The organism is Aquabacter sp. (assembly GCF_965279295.1).
Lineage (GTDB): Bacteria > Pseudomonadota > Alphaproteobacteria > Rhizobiales > Xanthobacteraceae > Aquabacter.
In genome coordinates this window covers 38522-55224 of the sequence record NZ_CBDIHQ010000018.1, presented here as the reverse complement: position 1 = coordinate 55224, position 16703 = coordinate 38522, and the positions used below count along the sequence as shown (strand labels likewise).

Genomic DNA, 16703 nt, shown 5'->3' with positions numbered 1-16703 from the left:
GAGGTGTCGGCTTCGCCGGATTCGTGTGCTGGGTCCCGGATCTGCGCTCCGGCTGCGCCGTCGCTTGTCCGGGACAAGAGCGCGCCTAGGCGAGTCGTTCCCCGCGAGGGCGGGACTGTTGCGTAGAGCGCCGTAGCCCCCTCTCCCGCTTGCGGGGGAAGGTTGGGGAGGGGGCAGGAGCCTTACACAAAGAAGCGCACCCAACCCATCTTCACCAATTCCCCCTCCCTACCCCTCCCCCGCAAGCGGGAGAGGGAACGCGACGGGGAAACAGCCTAAGGCTTCGGGAAGGCCAGGGCCGGCGGGGTCATGTCCGGCTTCAAGGGCGCGGTGGCGATGGTCTTGGCGTCGAGGTCGAAGCTCATCAGGTCGATGCTGCGCAAGACCTGATCGTCATAGGTCTTCACGTAGTAGCGCTTGTTGGTGAGATCGCCCACCGACGTCCACTGGGTATATTCAAGCTCGCTGTTGTCGCCCTTGTCCCGGATCCACCCCGTCGGGATGTCGAAATTGTTAGCGATGTGCTCGGCCACCCGCACGCTTTCGATGCCGCTCGGCTTCTTCTCGGCGGAGACCGCATAGCCCAGCGCCCGGATGAAGCGGGACGGCGGGGTGGGATCGCCGGGAATGCCCAGCAGGCCGGACCCCTGCCCGAAAGAGGTGACGGTCTGCCCGTCGATCTGGAGCGGCGGCGCGTTGGTGGCGGAGAGCTTCACGTAATTCTTCAGATTGGTGAGGTGCCAATCGAAGGTCGGGGCATTGGTCATGACGCCATAGGGGTTGTCATAGACCTTCAGCACCCCGTCCACCGGCTCGATCACCAGCGAGGCGCCCGAAGCGTCGTGGATGGTGTAGTGGAACGGCGGTGTGATCCCCATGGTGGGCTCTTTGATATCCACCACCGAGATGCCCGCCAGCCCCGCCTTCACCTCGGCGACGGTGGCGAAATTGGTCAGCACCCAGGTCAGGAAATCCCAGGGCGCGAGAGACTTCGCCGGGTCCGCCTTGGCGGGATCGGCATAGCCGACATAGCCCGGGAAATAGAGAATGCCGCCGGCAAGCCCCTTCTCGTTCAGCCCATCGGTGAGAACCGGCAGGCCGAAGGCGTTGAGGCCGACGGCGGCGTATTTGCTCTTCCACGCCATGGCGCCGGGCTTTCCGCCCGCGCCGGTCGCGGTGAGCGCGAACTGGCGCGGCATGACGATGGCGCTGGAATTCAGCTTGAATCCGAACTCCATGGTGCGGCCATAGACGGCGCCGCCATCGGAGGTGCGGATCAGGAAGCTGGTGCAGGCCTGTGCCGTCGGCGCGAGGCTCAGCGTTCCCGCCACAGCCGCAGCAGCAACACCAACCACCCGCGACTGGCGAAGACGGGCGAGAAATGACATGGGATTTTGTCTCCAGGAGCACCTGAGGCGCGCGCGACCGGATATCGGGGCGGCACATGCGTGACCATGGGAGGAGAACACGGCGGGAAAGGGGCGTAAACTGCGCCAAGACTTTGACTGCGCTGCAATAATTCTTCCAAATCCAATTCAGCGAAACAGGGGAGCCGGCGATATGAAGGGCTTTGTCGGAAGCTGGCAATTCTGGGCCTTCGGCGCGGCCATTTTCGCCGCACTCACCGCAATTTTCGGGAAGCTCGGCGTCAGCGCGGTCCACACCGATCTCGCGACATTGATCCGCACCGTGGTGATCCTCGCCATCATCACCTTGGTGGTCAGTGTCGGGAACGCCTGGCAGCCGCTCGACACCATCTCCTCGAAAGCGTGGCTGTTCCTGGTGCTGTCCGGCCTTGCCACCGGCGCCTCGTGGCTCTGCTATTTCCGGGCGCTCCAGATCGGCGATGCCGGGCAGGTGGCGCCGCTGGACAAGCTGAGCGTGGTTATGGTCGCGATCTTCGGCGCCATCTTCCTGGGCGAACGCCTCTCGGCCACCAACTGGCTCGGCGTCGCCCTGATCGCCGGCGGCGCGGTCCTGGTGGCGCTGCGCTAGGCGCGCTCAGTCCATCTCCACGACCACGCCATCGCGCACCGTCACCCGGCGGTCCATCTGGGCCGCGAGGGTGAGGTTGTGGGTGGCGATGAGGGCGGCGACGCCGGTGGCGCGCACCAATTCGGTCAGGGCGCCGAACACATGGTCGGAGGTGCGCGGGTCGAGGTTTCCTGTGGGCTCGTCGGCCAGGAGGAAGCGCGGCGCGTTGGCGAGAGCGCGGGCGATGGCGACGCGCTGCTGCTCGCCGCCGGAGAGTTCGGACGGGCGATGGGTCAGCCGGTGCCCGAGGCCGAGGTAGGACAGCAATTCTTTGGCGTGGCCGGCGGCCACCGCCTTGGAGAGGCCGCGGATCATCTGCGGCATCATCACATTCTCCAAAGCGGAGAATTCCGGCAGCAGATGATGGAATTGGTAGACGAAGCCGACATGCAGGCGCCGCAGGCGGGTGCGCTCGCTGTCCGAGAGCTTCGCGGTCGGCAGCCCGTCGATGAACACCTCGCCCTCGTCAGGATGCTCCAGCAGGCCTGCGAGATGCAGCAGCGTGGATTTTCCCGATCCGGAGGGTGCCACCAGCGCCACCGACTGGCCCGCCTCGACAACGAGGTCGGCGCTGCTCAACACCTCGATGAGGTTTTCACCCTGCTTGTAGCGGCGCGCGACGCCGACCAGCGCCATGGCCGGCGCATCGGAGCGTGTGGGGTCGAGATCGGTGGCTTGCATCACTCGTATCTCAGGGCTTCGACGGGATCGAGCCGCGCTGCCCGCCAGGAGGGATAGAGGGTCGCCAGCAGCGACAGCACCAGCGCCATCAGCACCACCGAGGCGGTCTCGCTGACATTCATCTGGGCCGGCAGCTTGCTGAGATAATACAGCTCCGGCGAGAACAGCTCAGTGCGGGTGAGCCAGGAGATGAAGCGGCGAATCTCCTCGATGTTGAGGCAGACCAGCACGCCCAGCCCCAGCCCGACCACCGTGCCCACCACGCCGATGGCGGCGCCGGTGATGAGGAAGACCCGCATCACCGCCCCTTGGGTCGCGCCCATGGTGCGCAGCACGGCGATGTCGTGGCCCTTGTCCTTCACCAGCATGATGAGGCCGGAGACGATGTTGAGCGCTGCCACCAGCACGATCAGGGTGAGGATGAGGAACATCACGTTCCGCTCCACCTGCAGCGCGTTGAAGAAGGTGGCGTTGCGCTGGCGCCAGTCCACCACATAGACCGGCCGCTCCGCCGCCGCGATGATCGCCGGGCGCAGCTCCCCGACGTCGTCGGGGTTGTTGATATAGACCTCGATGGCATTCACATCGCCGGCGCGGTTGAAATAGGCCTGGGCCTCCGGCAGCGGCATGAAGACGAAGGCGCCGTCATATTCCGACATGCCGATCTCGAACACGGCCGCCACCTTGTAGACCTTGATGCGCGGCGAGGTGCCCATGGGCGTCACCGCCCCGCGCGGGGCCACCAACGTGATGTTGTCCCCCGCATGCAGGGACAGTTGGTCGGCGAGACGCTTGCCGATGGCGAGCCCCTGCCCTGTGTCGAAGCCTTCAAGCGTGCCCTGGCGGATGTTGTTCGCGACCGAAGGCAGCGAGCGCAGATCCTTCTCGCTCAGCCCGCGCACCAGCACGCCGGAGGCATTGTAGGCCGAGGAGGCGAGCGCTTGCCCCTCCACCAGAGGCACCGCCAGCTTGACGCCGTTGAGCTTGGCGATCCGGTCGGCGACCGCGACATAGTCGGTCAGCGGGGTCTCCATGGGCTGCACCAGCAGATGGCCATTGAGCCCGAGGATCTTGCCCAGCAATTCCTGCCGGAAGCCGTTCATCACGGCCATGACGATGATCAGCGTCGCCACGCCCAGCACGATACCGACGAACGAAAAACCGGCGATGACCGATATGAACCCTTCCTTGCGGCGGGCCCTGAGGTAGCGCAGCGACAGCATCCACTCGAACGCGGAAAAGGGCCGGGTTCCCGTTGGCTCCGCCCCGTCCGCCGCGCTTCGTGCCATCCGCTGCGCTCCCGTCATGTGGTCAGTTTCTCAATGGCGTCGTTGATCGACATCAGCTCGCGCGCGCCATCCACGCGGCGCTTCAGTTCCACCTTGCCGTCGGCAAGGCTCTTGGGGCCGACGAGAATCTGCCAGGGCAGGCCGATCAGGTCGGCGCGGGCGAACTTGCCGCCCGCCCGCTCGTCGGTGTCGTCATAGAGTACATCGACACCTGCGGCCGCGAGGCGGGTGTAGAGTTCACCGCAGGCGGCATCCACAGCCGAATCCCCCACCTTGAGGTTCAGGACACCCACCTGGAACGGCGCCACGGCGTCCGGCCAGATGATCCCCGCCTCGTCGTGCGAGGCCTCGATCATCGCGGCCACCAGGCGCGAGGGCCCGATGCCGTAGGAACCCATGTGAATCAGGTGCTCGGCGCCATCAGGCCCCTGCACCTTGGCGCCGAAGGGTTCGGAATATTTCGTGCCGAAATAGAAGATGTGGCCGACCTCGATGCCGCGCGCGGCAAAGCGGCGACCCTCGGGGATCGCGGCGAAGGCGGCTTCGTCGTGCTTCTCGGAGGTCGCGGCATAAAGCTCAGTCCAGCGGTCCACCAGATCCTGCAGACCGGCCTTGTCGTCGAAGTCAGTGGCGACGGGGGGCGGCGCCATGTCGAGATATTCGGCATGGCCGAACACCTCGCTCTCGCCGGTGGAGGCGAGAATGATGAACTCGTGCGAAAGGTTGCCGCCGATGGGCCCCGTGTCCGCCACCATGGGAATCGCTTTCAGCCCCATCCGCGAGAAGGTGCGCAAATAGGCGACGAACATCTTGTTGTAGGAATGGCGGGCGCCGGCCGCATCCAGATCAAAAGAATAGGCATCCTTCATCAGGAATTCGCGCGAGCGGTAGACGCCGAAGCGCGGGCGCACCTCGTCCCGGAACTTCCACTGGATGTGGTAGAGGTTCAGCGGCAGCGCCTTGTAGGACTTCACATAGGCGCGGACGATCTCGGTGATCATCTCTTCATTGGTGGGGCCGAAAAGCATCTCACGGTCGTGCCGGTCGCGGATGCGCAGCATCTCCTTGCCATAGTCGTCGTAGCGCCCGCTCTCGCGCCACAGGTCCGCCGACTGGATGGTGGGCATCAGCATTTCGATGGCCCCGGCGCGATTCTGTTCCTCGCGCACGATGTTGCAGATCTTGTTCAACACCCGGTGGCCCAGCGGCAGCCAGGCATAGATGCCGGCGCTCTCCTGGCGCACCATGCCCGCACGCAGCATCAGCCGGTGAGAAACGATCTCCGCCTCCTTCGGAACTTCGCGAAGAATGGGCAGGAAATATCGGGACAAGCGCATGTTGGGGACTCGGCGTCTGTTAGGATCGTGGCGCCGCCAGTGAAAGCGGAACGGTCGATAAAATACAAGCCCGGCGCGCACTTTTGTGTTGCGACGCAACAATTGATCTATTGCGGCGCAAGGATGACAAAGGGGTAATTCTTGTTCTACTTTCCCCTCGTCAAAAGAAAGGGGTCCGCCATCATGCCTTTGCAGGCATCTTGGGAGAGGTCCGGGTCTCGGGAGGAAGATTAACAATAAGCCGCCCGATGACCGCCTTTACTGGCGCGCGCTAACGGAAGCGGCAGCACAACAGGTCTTGCGGCTGCACCCGCGTTCGACCCAAAAAAATGTGCAAAATTCAGATCGAAGGCGGGGCATTGGCCTCGCCTTTTTTCTTTTCGGGCTTTGCTGGCATCTGGGCTGAGGGTGGCGACTCACTCCGTGTGAACTGTCATGCCCGGGCTTGTCCCGGGTATCCACGCGGCTCCCCTGGCGATGCTCTGCCAAGATTGGTGCGAACGGTTCGGCGTGGATGCCCGGAACAAGCCCGGGCATGACGGCTGACGCTTCAGGAGTACGGCGTCCCCGCGCGCGCCTTTGCCGGCGCTATTCCTGCTCGACCTTGAAGGGCATGGGGAAGTCTTCAAGGGTCACGAGGCCGCTGCGGCCGATCCAGATCAGCCCGGATGTGATGACCACGGCGACCAGGCTGGTGGCGATGGCCTTGTGCAGCAGGCGCGGCCTTATCGGCGCACCGGGATCGGTGCCGGGTTCCGTACTATTATCCTCGGCCTGCGAGCGCACGCCCCAGGGCAGGACGATGAACAGGCTGGTCCACCAGACGATGAAGTAGATGGCGAGATAGGTTCCGATAGCCAATTGATTCGGCCCCTCAGGCCTGTTCCAGTTCCACCAAAGTCCCGGTGAAATCCTTGGGGTGGAGGAACAGCACCGGCTTGCCATGGGCGCCGATCTTCGGCTCGCCATCGCCCAGCACACGCGCGCCGGTCGCCTTGAGCTTGTCGCGCGCGGCGATGATGTCATCCACCTCGTAGCAGATGTGGTGGATGCCGCCGTCCGGATTGCGTTCCAGGAATTTGTTGATGGGAGAGCCCGCGCCCAGCGGCTCGAGCAGCTCGATCTTGGTGTTGGGAAGATTGATGAAAACCGTGGTCACGCCATGGGCGTGCTGCTGCACCTGCTCGGAGACTTCGGCCCCGAGGGTGTCGCGATACAGCGCGGTCGCGGCGGCGATGTCGCGCACCGCGATGGCAACGTGGTTCAGCCGTCCGATCATCTTCCCCTCCTGACGCGCGGGCGTGCGCAGCGGGCAATGTCCCGCCGCGCAAACCTTGGCTTATCAGACCTCGACAATGTGGACGTGGCAAACGGGCTTTTTGCCCCAGAGCCCGTTCACCGTGCCGCGCACCGCGCGCTCCAGGGATTCGGCGATGGCGTCGGGATCGCGGCGGCGGGCGCGCGGCAGTCCCTCAAGGGTGGTCATCACTGTGTCGAGGATGTGGTCGAGCACATCGACGCCCCCCTCCCCGCGCTCCGGCAAGCCGGTGGCCTCAACGCTCGGGTCGCCGACCAGAGTGCCTTTGCTGTCCAGGGCCAGGGCGATGGAGACCACGCCCACATAAGACAGCTTGCGCCGCTCGGGGATGGTGCGCGCCTGTTCGGGGATGAGCAGGCGGCCGTCCTTGTAGAGCCGGCCGAAGGGCACATTGTCGACCCGCTCGGCAGGCCCAGGGGCAAGGCGGATGACATTGCCGTCGGTGCAGGTGATGACCTCGGGCACGCCCATGCGCTTGGCGAGCTTGGCGTGCTCGGCGAGGTGGTAGGGCTCGCCGTGAACCGGCACCGCCACCTGCGGACGCACCCACTGGTACATCTGCTCCATCTCGCCCCGGCGAGGATGGCCGGAGACGTGCACAAGGCCGTCGCGGTCGGTCATCACCTCGACGCCGCGCTTCACCAGGCCGTTGATGACGGTGTTCACCACCTTCTCATTGCCGGGAATGGTGCGCGAGGAGAACACCACGAGGTCGCCCTTGGAGAGCGCGATTTCCGGGTGGTCGTCTTCCGCGATGCGCCGCAGCGCCGCGCGCGGTTCGCCCTGGGAGCCGGTGAGCAGCGCCACCACCTTGTCGCGCGGCAGGTAGCCATAGGCTTCGGCGCTGCGGAACGGGCGGATACCGTCGAGATAGCCGTGCTCGCGGGCAACCCCGATCACACGGTCCATGGCGCGACCCACCACCACCACTTCGCGATCGTTCGCCATTGCCGCCTCGGCGATCGAGCGGATGCGGGCGACGTTGGAGGAGAAGGTGGTGAAGCAGATGCGATTCTTGGCGCGAGCGACCACCTCCTTGAGCGTCGCCGCCACCTCGGCCTCGGACGGGGAAACGCCGTCGCGGCCGGCATTGGTGCTGTCGCAGATCATCGCCCGCACACCCTCATCGCCCAGCTCTTTGAGGCGCGCGATGTCGGTGACGTTGCCGGCGATGGGGGTGGGGTCGAGCTTCCAGTCGCCGGTATGCAGCACCAGACCCAGCGGCGTGCGGATGGCGATGGCGTGGCTGTCCGGGATGGAATGGGCGACCGGAATAAACTCGACCTCGAACGGGCCGAGCTGGAGCGGCACACCTGCGCGCACCACAGTGATCGGTACATTAGGCGCACCGGGCTCAGCCCAGCGCTTAGCTTCCAGCAGGCCCGCGGTGAAGCGGGTGGTGTAGACCGGGCACTTCAGCTTCGGCCACAGGTCGAGCACCGCGCCGACATGGTCTTCATGGCCGTGGGTCAGGATGAGGCCGACGATATTGGCCTTCTCCGCCTCCAGGAAACGAATGTCGGGCAGCACCAGATCGACGCCGGGAGCTTCCTCACCGGCAAAGCTCATGCCGAGGTCCATCACCAGCCAGCGGCGCGCCTTGCGCGGGCCGAAACCATAGAGGCCGAGATTCATCCCGATCTCGCCCACCCCACCGAGGGGTGCGAAGACCAGTTCATTTTGTTCAGACATAACTGACGCTACTCTCCCTTGGGGAGGGAGACATCTCCCGCGGTGATAATCTCCGCGATCCCGTCACGGCGCCGCAACATCATGGCGCCCCGCGCATCGATACTCTCGAACCTGCCCACCACTTCTCGTTCGCCCACCTTCACGCTGACCGTGTCGCCGATGGCCAGCGCATGGCGCATCCAGTCGGTGCGGATCGAGGCGAAACCGTTGCTGCCGTTCCATTGGTTCAGCCGCACGGCCATGGAAATATCCAGGGCCTCCAGCACACGGTCGGGCGCGGCGGGTGCGCCGGCAGCTTCAAGGCTGGTGGCGGGATACGGCAGGTCTTCAGGATGGTGCAGGCAATTCACGCCGAAACCGACCACGGCGCAGGGGCGGCCGGCCGGATCGGCGGCGCCCTCCACCAGGATGCCGGCGAGCTTGCCGCCGTTGAGCATCAGGTCGTTCGGCCACTTCAGCTTCAGCGCCTCGGTGGACAGCAAGGGCGCAGCCGCGATTACGGCATCGCGCAGCGCGAGGCCGGCGACGAAGCAGAGCTGGGCGAGATTTGCCGCCGGGGCGGGATTGGGCAGCACCAGGGAGGCGAACAGATTGCCCAGTTCGCTGGTCCAGGGCCGGCCGCGCCGGCCGCGCCCTGCAGTCTGGATATCCGCGACCAGCCAGACCGGCATGGCTTCACCGCGCGACAGCCGCGCGAGCCCTTCGGCATTGGTGGAGCCAATTTCCGTGAAACGGACGATGGGGACAGTGGAGCTTTGAAACCGTTGCTGCGCCATCGGGTCAGAAAAGCGCGCGCGCTGCCGCGCCGGCCGCGTCGATCAGCGGCGACGGCCAGACGAAGTAGAAGATGGTGAACAGGCCGGACACGCCGAGCACTGCCTTGAGTTCACCGGGCATGGGGTCGAAGGCTTCCGCCGGTTCGTCGAAATACATGATCTTCACGATGCGCAGATAATAGAACGCCCCGACCACCGAAGCGAGCACGCCGATCACCGCGAGCCCGTAAAGGCCCGACTGAATGGCGGCTAGGAACACGTAGTATTTTGCGAGGAAGCCGGCAAGCGGGGGAATGCCCGCGAGCGAGAACATGAGGCCGGCCAGCATCAGCGCCATCAAGGGCCGGGTGCGGGCGAGACCTGCCAATTCATCCACGTTCTCCACAGCCCGGCCGTTGCGGCGCATGGCGAGGACGCAGGCGAACGAGCCGAGCGTCATGGCGACATAGATGGTCATATAGACCATGACGCCGCGCACGCCCTGCGGCGTTGCCGCCGCCAAGCCCACCAAAGCGAAGCCCATGTGGCCGATGGAGGAATAGGCCAGCAGCCGCTTGATGTTGCGTTGGCCGATGGCGGCGAACGCGCCCAGCACCATGGAGGCGATGGAGACGAAGGCGATGATCTGCTGCCACTGGTGCGTCACATGCGGCAGCGCCTCGATGGCGACGCGCAGGAAAACCGCCATGGCCGCGACCTTGGGCGCGGTGGCGAAGAAGGCGGTGACCGGGGTCGGCGCGCCTTCATAGACGTCGGGCGTCCACATATGGAACGGCACCGCCGAAACCTTGAAGCACAGGCCGGCCATCAGGAACACGATGCCGAAGATCAGGCCCAGCGAGGGCGAGGTCGCGACCTTGGCGATGCCGAGGAAATTCACCGTGCCGGTGAAGCCGTAGAGCAGCGAGGCGCCATAGAGCAACATGCCGGAGGAGAGCGCGCCGAGCACGAAATACTTCAGGCCCGCCTCGGTGGAGCGCACCGAATCCCGGTTGATCGCCGCCACCACATAAAGCGAGAGGCTCATCAGTTCGAGGCCGAGATAGAGCGCGATCAGGTCGCCGGCCGACACCAGGATCATCATGCCGAGCGTGGCGATGATGATCAGCACCGGATACTCGAACTTGTTCTGCTGTTCGCGGTTCAGCCAATCCACCGACATGATGAGCGAGACCGTGCCGCCCAGCAGCGCCAGCGCCTTCATAAAGCGGGAGAACGGATCGATCACCAGCGACCCACCGAAGGCCGTGAGCGTGGTCGCCGGCTTCAGCAGCACCAGGACCAGCGCCGCCGCCAGCACCGCGATGGCCAGCCCGGTCACGAGGTTCGTCGCGCGTTCACCCCTGATGGCCCCGAGCAGAAGCAGCACGATGGCAGCGAGCGCGAGGACCACCTCGGGAAGGACGGCGCCGAGCGGAGGCAGGAGGGGGGGCATCGGGCGACCTCGGATCAGAAGCTGAACAGCAGCGCGGCGGTCTTCACCACCTCGGCTGCGGAATCGGTACGGGCGACCACGGCGTTCACCGCGGTCGAGGTCATGTTGAGGATCGGCGCCGGCCACACGCCGAACAGCACGGTCAGAACCAGCAGCGGCATCATGATTACGATCTCGCGCGGGCTGAGGTCGAGAATGCCCTTCAGATTGTCCTTGTCGATGGTGCCGAACACCACCCGCCAGTACAGCCACAGGGCATAGGCCGCCGATAGGATCACGCCGGTGGCGGCGAAGAAGGCGATCCAGGTGTTGCGCTCGAACACCGCCAGCATGGTCAGGAATTCACCCACGAAGCCGGAGGTGCCGGGCAGGCCGACATTGGCCATGGTGAACACCATGAGGCAGATCGCATAGAGCGGCATGCGGTTCACGAGGCCGCCATAGGCCTTGATCTCGCGGGTGTGCATGCGGTCGTAGATCACGCCGACGCAAAGGAACAGCGCGCCCGAGACGAAGCCGTGGGAGATCATGAGGAACATCGCGCCCTGCAGGCCCGCCTCGTTCATCGCGAAGATGCCCATGGTCACGAAGCCCATGTGGGCGACGGAGGAATAGGCGATCAGCTTCTTGATGTCCTCCTGCACCAGCGCCACCAGCGAGGTGTAGATGATGGCGATCACGGAGAGCGTGTAGACCATGGGCGCGAACAGGTGCGAGGCGTCCGGGAACATCGGCAGGGAGTAACGGATGAAGCCGTAGCCGCCCATCTTCAGCAGCACGCCCGCCAGGATCACCGAGCCTGCGGTCGGGGCTTCGACGTGGGCGTCCGGCAGCCAGGTATGCACCGGCCACATCGGCATCTTCACCGCGAATGAGGCGAAGAAGGCCAGCCAGAGCCAAGTCTGCATGCCACCGGGGAAGTTGTGCGTCAGCAGAGTCGGAACGTCGGTGGTTCCGGCCTGCCAATACATCGCCATGATGGCGAGCATCATCAGCACCGAGCCGGCCAGCGTGTAGAGGAAGAACTTAAAGCTGGCATAGATGCGGCGCGGGCCGCCCCAGATGCCGATGATCAGGAACATCGGGATCAGGCCGCCCTCGAAGAAGAAGTAGAAGAGGACGAGATCGAGCGAGCAGAAGGTGCCGAGCATCAAGGTCTCAAGCACCAGGAAGGCGATCATGTATTCCTTCACCCGCTTATGCACGCTCACCCAGGAGGCGAGGATGCAGAACGGCATGAGGAAGGTGGTCAGCAGCACGAGCGGCAGCGAGATGCCGTCGATGCCCATGTGGTACGCGGCAATGTCGCCGAGCCAGGGGTGCTTTTCCACGAACTGGAAGCCCGGCGCCGTGCGGTCGAAGCCCGGCAGCAGCAGCAGCGACACCACGAAGGTGACGAGCGTGGTCCACAGCGCCACCCAGCGGGCGTTGCGGGCAATCACCTCTTCATCGCCGCGCACCACCAGGATGAACAGCGCGCCGACGATCGGCAGGAAGGTAATGACGGAGAGGATGGGCCAGGTGGTCATCGTCACACTCCGGCAAACATGAACCAGGTGATGAAAGCGGCAACGCCGATCAGCATCACGAAGGCATAGTGGTAGAGGTAGCCGCTCTGAAGCCGGACCACGCGGCCGGTGATGTCGAGCACGCGGGCGGACACACCATTGGGGCCCAGGCCGTCGATGATGCGACCGTCACCCACCTTCCAGAGCGTCCGGCCGACCCAAAGGGCCGGGCGGATGAACAGGAAGGCGTAGATTTCGTCGAAGTACCACTTGTTGAGCAGGAACTGGTAGAGCGCGTCCTGGCTCTTGGCGAGCCGCGCCGGCACCGTGCGGTCGATGACGTAGAACCAGTAGGCCACCACGAAACCGAGCGCCATCATGAGCGTGGGCAGATACTTCGCCCAGCCTGGGATCTCGTGCATCTCGTGCAGAACGTGGTTTTCCGTCCCCATGAAGATGGAGTGGCGGAAGAAGTGCTCCACGTTGTGGCCGACGAACTCGTTGTAGAGCGCGAAGCCCGCGACCACCGAGCCGAACGCCAGGATGCCCAGCGGAATGGTCATCACCAGCGGGGATTCATGCGCCGCCTCGTAATGGTGATGGTCGTGGGGATGGCCGTGGAAGGTCAGGAAGATCAGGCGCCAGGAATAGAACGAGGTCAGCGCCGCCGCTGCCACCGTCATCACCCAGCCGTAGAGCGCGAAGTGGTTCGTGCTGGCCCAGGCGGACTCGATGATGGCGTCCTTGGAGTAATAGCCGGCGAGGAACGGAAAGCCGGTGATGGCCAAGGTGCCGATCAGCATCATCGTGTAGGTGAAGGGGATCTTCTTATAGAGCCCCCCCATGTTACGCATGTCCTGCTCATGGTGCATCGCGTTGATGACCGAGCCGGCGCAGAGGAACAGCAGCGCCTTGAAGCAGGCGTGCGTCAGCAGATGGAACATGCCGATGGAATAGGCCCCTGCCCCCATGGAGACGAACATGTAGCCGAGCTGGGAACAGGTGGAATAGGCGATCACCTTCTTGATGTCGTTCTGAACCAAAGCGATGGTCGCCGCGAACAGCGAGGTGGTCGCGCCGATCAGCATGACGAAATCAAGCGCGGTCGGCGACAGCTCGAAGATGGGCGACATGCGCGCCACCATGAACACGCCGGCCGTCACCATGGTCGCCGCGTGGATGAGGGCCGAAACCGGGGTCGGGCCTTCCATCGCGTCCGGCAACCAGGTGTGGAGCAGGAATTGCGCCGACTTGCCCATGGCGCCCACGAACAGCAGCAGCGCGATCACCGTGGGTGCATCCCAATGGTGGCCGAGGAAATAGATGGTCTTGCCGACGAGGCCGGGGGCCTGGGCGAATATGGTCTCGAAATTCACCGCTCCGGTCATCACGAAGATCGCGAAGATGCCGAGGATGAAGCCAAAATCGCCGACGCGGTTGACCACGAAGGCTTTCATCGCTGCCGCGTTCGCCGAGGGCTTCTGGAAATAGAAGCCGATCAGCAGATAGCTCGCGAGACCCACGCCCTCCCAGCCGAAGAACATCTGAAGCAGGTTGTCCGACGTCACCAGCATGAGCATGGCGAAGGTGAACAGCGAGAGGTAGGCGAAGAAGCGCGGGCGGAACGGATCGTCCGCCATGTAGCCGATGGAATACAGGTGAACCAGCGAGGACACCGTTGTGACCACGATCAGCATGATCGCGGTGAGCGTGTCGATGCGGAACGCCCAGTCGATCTTGAGGTCGCCCACATAGATCCACTGCATCACCTGCACGCGGGTGTCGTGCCCGCCGAAGCCGACGCGGAAGAACGCGATCCAGGCGAGCAGACACGCAAGGAACAGGAGGGTGGTGGTCACGGCCTCGGACGCGCGTGCGCCCATCATGCGGCCGAAGATGCCGGCAATGAAGAAGCCGATCAGGGGGAAGAAGACGATCGCCTGATACATGGCCTCAACCCTTCATGGCATTGATGTCCTCGACGGCGATCGACCCGCGATTGCGGTAGAACACCACGAGGATGGCGAGACCGATGGCCGCTTCGGCGGCGGCAACCGTCAGCACCAGAAGCGCGAACACCTGCCCGACAATGGTTCCGTTGAAGACGGAGAAGGCAACCAGATTGATGTTCACCGCGAGCAGGATCAGCTCGACCGACATCAGGATGATGATGACGTTCTTCCGGTTCAGGAAAATGCCCAGGGTCCCGAACGTGAACAGGATGGCGGCGACGACAAGGTAGTGGGAGAGGCTGATTTCCATCTTTCTCTCCTCAGAGGCCCTGGCCGGGGCGAACCTTGACCACTTCCATAGCGGTCTCGGGCGTCCTGGCCACCTGGGCGGAAATGTCCTGGCGCTTCACGTTCGGCTTGTGGCGCAGCGTCAGCACGATGGCGCCGATCATGGCCACCAGCAGCACCATGCCGGCGATCTCGAAGAAGTAGACGTATTCGGTGTAGAGCACGCGGCCGAGCATCTGCGTGTTGGTCAGCACCACGGCGCCCGCTTGCGCCACCGGCGGGGCCGCGACCATCGGGCCGGTGGTCCAGGTGACCGCGACCAGGACCAGTTGCGCCAGGAAGATGATGCCGATCACCACGCCTATCGGCAGGTATTGCAGGAAGCCCTGTCGCAGCTCGACGAAGTCCACGTCGAGCATCATCACCACGAACAGGAACAGCACCGCCACGGCGCCGACATAGACCACCACCAGGATCAGCGCGAGGAATTCGGCGCCGATGAGGATGAACAGCCCGGCCGCGTTGACGAAGCACAGGATCAGGAACAGGACCGAATGGATGGGATTGCGCGAGGCGATCACCATGAAGGCGGACGCCACCAGCACCAAGGCGAAGAGATAGAAAAACGCTGCCGCGACACTCATGCGCCGAGCCCCCCATTGCGCGGCGACCAGGACATCATCCCGCCCGCCTCGGTTCCCTTCGCGGCATCGGCACGCCGCATGCGGCGGCCGGCCCGTCGATAGCCCGTACCCATGACTACATCCACTCGTCTGAGGCAACCGCAGGACACGGAAGCCGCCCACCCCTTTTCGACCGCCCGACGGGCGGCCGTGATCTCACCGATACGGCGCGTCCAGCGCGATCGCCTGCGCGATTTCGCGCTCCCAGCGGTCGCCGTTCGCCAGCAGCCGTTCCTTGTCGTAATAGAGTTCTTCGCGCGTCTCGGTGGCGAACTCGAAGTTCGGCCCCTCGACGATGGCATCCACCGGGCAGGCTTCCTGACAGAAGCCGCAATAGATGCACTTCACCATGTCGATGTCGTAGCGGGTGGTGCGGCGCGTGCCGTCATTGCGGCGCGGCCCGGCCTCGATGGTGATGGCCTGGGCCGGGCAGATCGCCTCGCACAGCTTGCACGCGATGCAGCGTTCTTCGCCGTTGGGATAGCGGCGCAGCGCATGCTCGCCACGGAACCGCGGCGAGATCGGGTTCTTTTCGAACGGGTAGTTGATGGTCGCCTTGGGCGCGAAGAAGTAGCGCATGGCGAGGAAGAAGCCGGACACCAGTTCCGTCAGGAAGATGGCGCGCGCAGCCTGGTCGAGCTTCATGACATAGCTCCCGTGGTTCGCGGTCGGCAGAGGAAGAGGTTGATCATCGCGCGGCCATCCCCGTGAAGTGGAGGACGCTCGCCACCACCACGACGGCCACCAGCGAGATCGGCAGGAACACCTTCCAGCCGAGCCGCATAAGCTGGTCGTAGCGATAGCGGGGCACGATGGCCTTCGCCATGGCGAACATGAAGAACATGAAGCAGAGCTTCAGCACGAACCAGATGATCCCCGGCACCCAAGTGAAGGGCGCGAACGGCAGCGGCGAGAGCCAGCCGCCCAGGAACAGGATCGTGCCCAAGGCGCACATGGTCATGATCGCCACGTATTCGCCGAGCATGAACAGCAGGTAGGGCGTGGAGGAATATTCCACCATGAAGCCCGCAACCAGTTCGGATTCCGCTTCCACCAGATCGAACGGCGGGCGGTTGGTCTCGGCCAGCGCCGAGATGAAGAAGATCACGAACATCGGCAGCAGCGGCAGGAAATACCAGTTCAGCAGGCCCAGGGGGCCGTCCTGCGCCTCGACGATCTTGGAGAGGTTTTGTGAGCCCGCGCACATCAGCACCGTGATGATGACGAAGCCGATGGAGACTTCGTAGGACACCATCTGCGCCGCCGAGCGCAGCGCCGCGAGGAACGGATATTTCGAGTTCGACGCCCAGCCGGCCATGATCACGCCGTACACGCCGAGCGAGGAAATCGCGAAGATGTAGAGGATGCCGACGTTGAGATCGGCGATCACCCACCCGTCCGCGATCGGCAGCGCCACCCAGGCGGCCATGGCGAGCACGCAGGAGACCAGCGGCGCCAGCAGGAACAGGCCCTTGCTCGAGCCCGAGGGAATGATCGGCTCCTTCAGCACGAACTTCAGCAGATCGGCGAAGGATTGCAGCAGGCCGAACGGGCCGACCACGTTGGGGCCGCGCCGCATCTGCACCGCCGCCCAGATCTTGCGGTCGGCCAGCAGGATGAAGGCAATGAAGATCAGCAGCGCGACGAGCAGCGCCAGGCTCTGCCCGACGATGATCGCCACCTTCAGAAAAGTATCCTGCCAGGTCATCT

At 64.4% G+C, this 16703-nt stretch carries 16 protein-coding genes; 1 reads left to right on the top strand and 15 read right to left on the bottom strand.

Going from position 1 to position 16703, the window contains the following annotated elements:
* Positions 1-275: 275 nt before the first annotated feature.
* Positions 276-1388, bottom strand: coding sequence for a choloylglycine hydrolase family protein (locus tag ADADO0_RS18110; protein WP_511306604.1), 1113 nt, complete (start codon positions 1386-1388; stop codon positions 276-278).
* 172 nt (positions 1389-1560) lie between these two features.
* Between ADADO0_RS18110 and ADADO0_RS18105 the strand changes: the two genes are divergently transcribed.
* Positions 1561-1995: an EamA family transporter gene (locus tag ADADO0_RS18105; RefSeq protein WP_511306603.1), complete on the top strand. Its 435-nt coding sequence runs from the start codon at positions 1561-1563 to the stop codon at positions 1993-1995.
* Between the two features lie 6 nt (positions 1996-2001).
* Here the strand turns inward: ADADO0_RS18105 and ADADO0_RS18100 are convergent, their stop codons facing one another.
* From ADADO0_RS18100 to nuoH, 14 genes are all read right to left on the bottom strand, one after another.
* The gene (locus ADADO0_RS18100) at positions 2002-2715 is read right to left on the bottom strand and encodes an ABC transporter ATP-binding protein (RefSeq protein ID WP_511307219.1); all 714 of its coding nucleotides are present in this window, start codon (positions 2713-2715) and stop codon (positions 2002-2004) included.
* On the bottom strand, positions 2715-4004 hold the full coding sequence (locus ADADO0_RS18095) for a lipoprotein-releasing ABC transporter permease subunit (RefSeq protein WP_511306602.1): 1290 nt from the start codon (positions 4002-4004) through the stop codon (positions 2715-2717). Before ADADO0_RS18095 ends, ADADO0_RS18100 begins: the two co-directional genes overlap by 1 nt.
* A 14-nt stretch (positions 4005-4018) precedes the next feature.
* On the bottom strand, positions 4019-5341 hold the full coding sequence (proS, locus tag ADADO0_RS18090; protein ID WP_511306601.1) for a proline--tRNA ligase: 1323 nt from the start codon (positions 5339-5341) through the stop codon (positions 4019-4021).
* Positions 5342-5929: 588 nt separating this feature from the next.
* Positions 5930-6202 (bottom strand): DUF1467 family protein, encoded by a 273-nt coding sequence (locus tag ADADO0_RS18085; protein ID WP_511306600.1) that lies wholly within the window; start codon positions 6200-6202, stop codon positions 5930-5932.
* A gap of 13 nt (positions 6203-6215) precedes the next feature.
* Positions 6216-6620, bottom strand: a complete 405-nt coding sequence (mce, locus tag ADADO0_RS18080) for a methylmalonyl-CoA epimerase (RefSeq protein ID WP_511306599.1) — start codon at positions 6618-6620, stop codon at positions 6216-6218.
* 63 nt (positions 6621-6683) lie between these two features.
* Positions 6684-8351 carry a ribonuclease J gene (locus tag ADADO0_RS18075; RefSeq protein ID WP_511306598.1) on the bottom strand — a complete coding sequence of 556 codons (1668 nt, stop codon included), beginning with the start codon at positions 8349-8351 and terminating at the stop codon, positions 6684-6686.
* A gap of 8 nt (positions 8352-8359) precedes the next feature.
* The gene (locus tag ADADO0_RS18070) at positions 8360-9127 is read right to left on the bottom strand and encodes a biotin--[acetyl-CoA-carboxylase] ligase (protein WP_511306597.1); all 768 of its coding nucleotides are present in this window, start codon (positions 9125-9127) and stop codon (positions 8360-8362) included.
* 4 nt (positions 9128-9131) lie between these two features.
* Positions 9132-10562: an NADH-quinone oxidoreductase subunit NuoN gene (gene nuoN, locus ADADO0_RS18065; protein WP_511306596.1), complete on the bottom strand. Its 1431-nt coding sequence runs from the start codon at positions 10560-10562 to the stop codon at positions 9132-9134.
* Positions 10563-10576: 14 nt separating this feature from the next.
* Positions 10577-12091, bottom strand: coding sequence for an NADH-quinone oxidoreductase subunit M (locus tag ADADO0_RS18060; protein ID WP_511306595.1), 1515 nt, complete (start codon positions 12089-12091; stop codon positions 10577-10579).
* A gap of 2 nt (positions 12092-12093) precedes the next feature.
* Positions 12094-14019 (bottom strand): NADH-quinone oxidoreductase subunit L, encoded by a 1926-nt coding sequence (gene nuoL / locus ADADO0_RS18055; protein ID WP_511306594.1) that lies wholly within the window; start codon positions 14017-14019, stop codon positions 12094-12096.
* Positions 14020-14023: 4 nt separating this feature from the next.
* Positions 14024-14332 carry an NADH-quinone oxidoreductase subunit NuoK gene (gene nuoK, locus ADADO0_RS18050; protein ID WP_511306593.1) on the bottom strand — a complete coding sequence of 103 codons (309 nt, stop codon included), beginning with the start codon at positions 14330-14332 and terminating at the stop codon, positions 14024-14026.
* 10 nt (positions 14333-14342) lie between these two features.
* Positions 14343-14954 (bottom strand): NADH-quinone oxidoreductase subunit J, encoded by a 612-nt coding sequence (locus ADADO0_RS18045; protein WP_511306592.1) that lies wholly within the window; start codon positions 14952-14954, stop codon positions 14343-14345.
* A 195-nt stretch (positions 14955-15149) separates the two neighbouring features.
* The gene (nuoI, locus tag ADADO0_RS18040; RefSeq protein WP_348931854.1) at positions 15150-15638 is read right to left on the bottom strand and encodes an NADH-quinone oxidoreductase subunit NuoI; all 489 of its coding nucleotides are present in this window, start codon (positions 15636-15638) and stop codon (positions 15150-15152) included.
* 43 nt (positions 15639-15681) lie between these two features.
* The gene (nuoH, locus tag ADADO0_RS18035) at positions 15682-16701 is read right to left on the bottom strand and encodes an NADH-quinone oxidoreductase subunit NuoH (protein WP_511306591.1); all 1020 of its coding nucleotides are present in this window, start codon (positions 16699-16701) and stop codon (positions 15682-15684) included.
* Positions 16702-16703: the final 2 nt, after the last annotated feature.

Coding starts and splice junctions, on each gene's coding strand:
- ADADO0_RS18110 (WP_511306604.1), bottom strand. CDS start 1,388: ATGTCATTTCTCGCCCGTCTTCGCCAGTCGCGGGTGGTTGGTGTTGCT.
- ADADO0_RS18105 (WP_511306603.1), top strand. CDS start 1,561: ATGAAGGGCTTTGTCGGAAGCTGGCAATTCTGGGCCTTCGGCGCGGCC.
- ADADO0_RS18100 (WP_511307219.1), bottom strand. CDS start 2,715: ATGCAAGCCACCGATCTCGACCCCACACGCTCCGATGCGCCGGCCATG.
- ADADO0_RS18095 (WP_511306602.1), bottom strand. CDS start 4,004: ATGGCACGAAGCGCGGCGGACGGGGCGGAGCCAACGGGAACCCGGCCC.
- proS (WP_511306601.1), bottom strand. CDS start 5,341: ATGCGCTTGTCCCGATATTTCCTGCCCATTCTTCGCGAAGTTCCGAAG.
- mce (WP_511306599.1), bottom strand. CDS start 6,620: ATGATCGGACGGCTGAACCACGTTGCCATCGCGGTGCGCGACATCGCC.
- ADADO0_RS18075 (WP_511306598.1), bottom strand. CDS start 8,351: ATGTCTGAACAAAATGAACTGGTCTTCGCACCCCTCGGTGGGGTGGGC.
- ADADO0_RS18070 (WP_511306597.1), bottom strand. CDS start 9,127: ATGGCGCAGCAACGGTTTCAAAGCTCCACTGTCCCCATCGTCCGTTTC.
- nuoN (WP_511306596.1), bottom strand. CDS start 10,562: ATGCCCCCCCTCCTGCCTCCGCTCGGCGCCGTCCTTCCCGAGGTGGTC.
- ADADO0_RS18060 (WP_511306595.1), bottom strand. CDS start 12,091: ATGACCACCTGGCCCATCCTCTCCGTCATTACCTTCCTGCCGATCGTC.
- nuoL (WP_511306594.1), bottom strand. CDS start 14,019: ATGTATCAGGCGATCGTCTTCTTCCCCCTGATCGGCTTCTTCATTGCC.
- nuoK (WP_511306593.1), bottom strand. CDS start 14,332: ATGGAAATCAGCCTCTCCCACTACCTTGTCGTCGCCGCCATCCTGTTC.
- ADADO0_RS18045 (WP_511306592.1), bottom strand. CDS start 14,954: ATGAGTGTCGCGGCAGCGTTTTTCTATCTCTTCGCCTTGGTGCTGGTG.
- nuoI (WP_348931854.1), bottom strand. CDS start 15,638: ATGAAGCTCGACCAGGCTGCGCGCGCCATCTTCCTGACGGAACTGGTG.
- nuoH (WP_511306591.1), bottom strand. CDS start 16,701: ATGACCTGGCAGGATACTTTTCTGAAGGTGGCGATCATCGTCGGGCAG.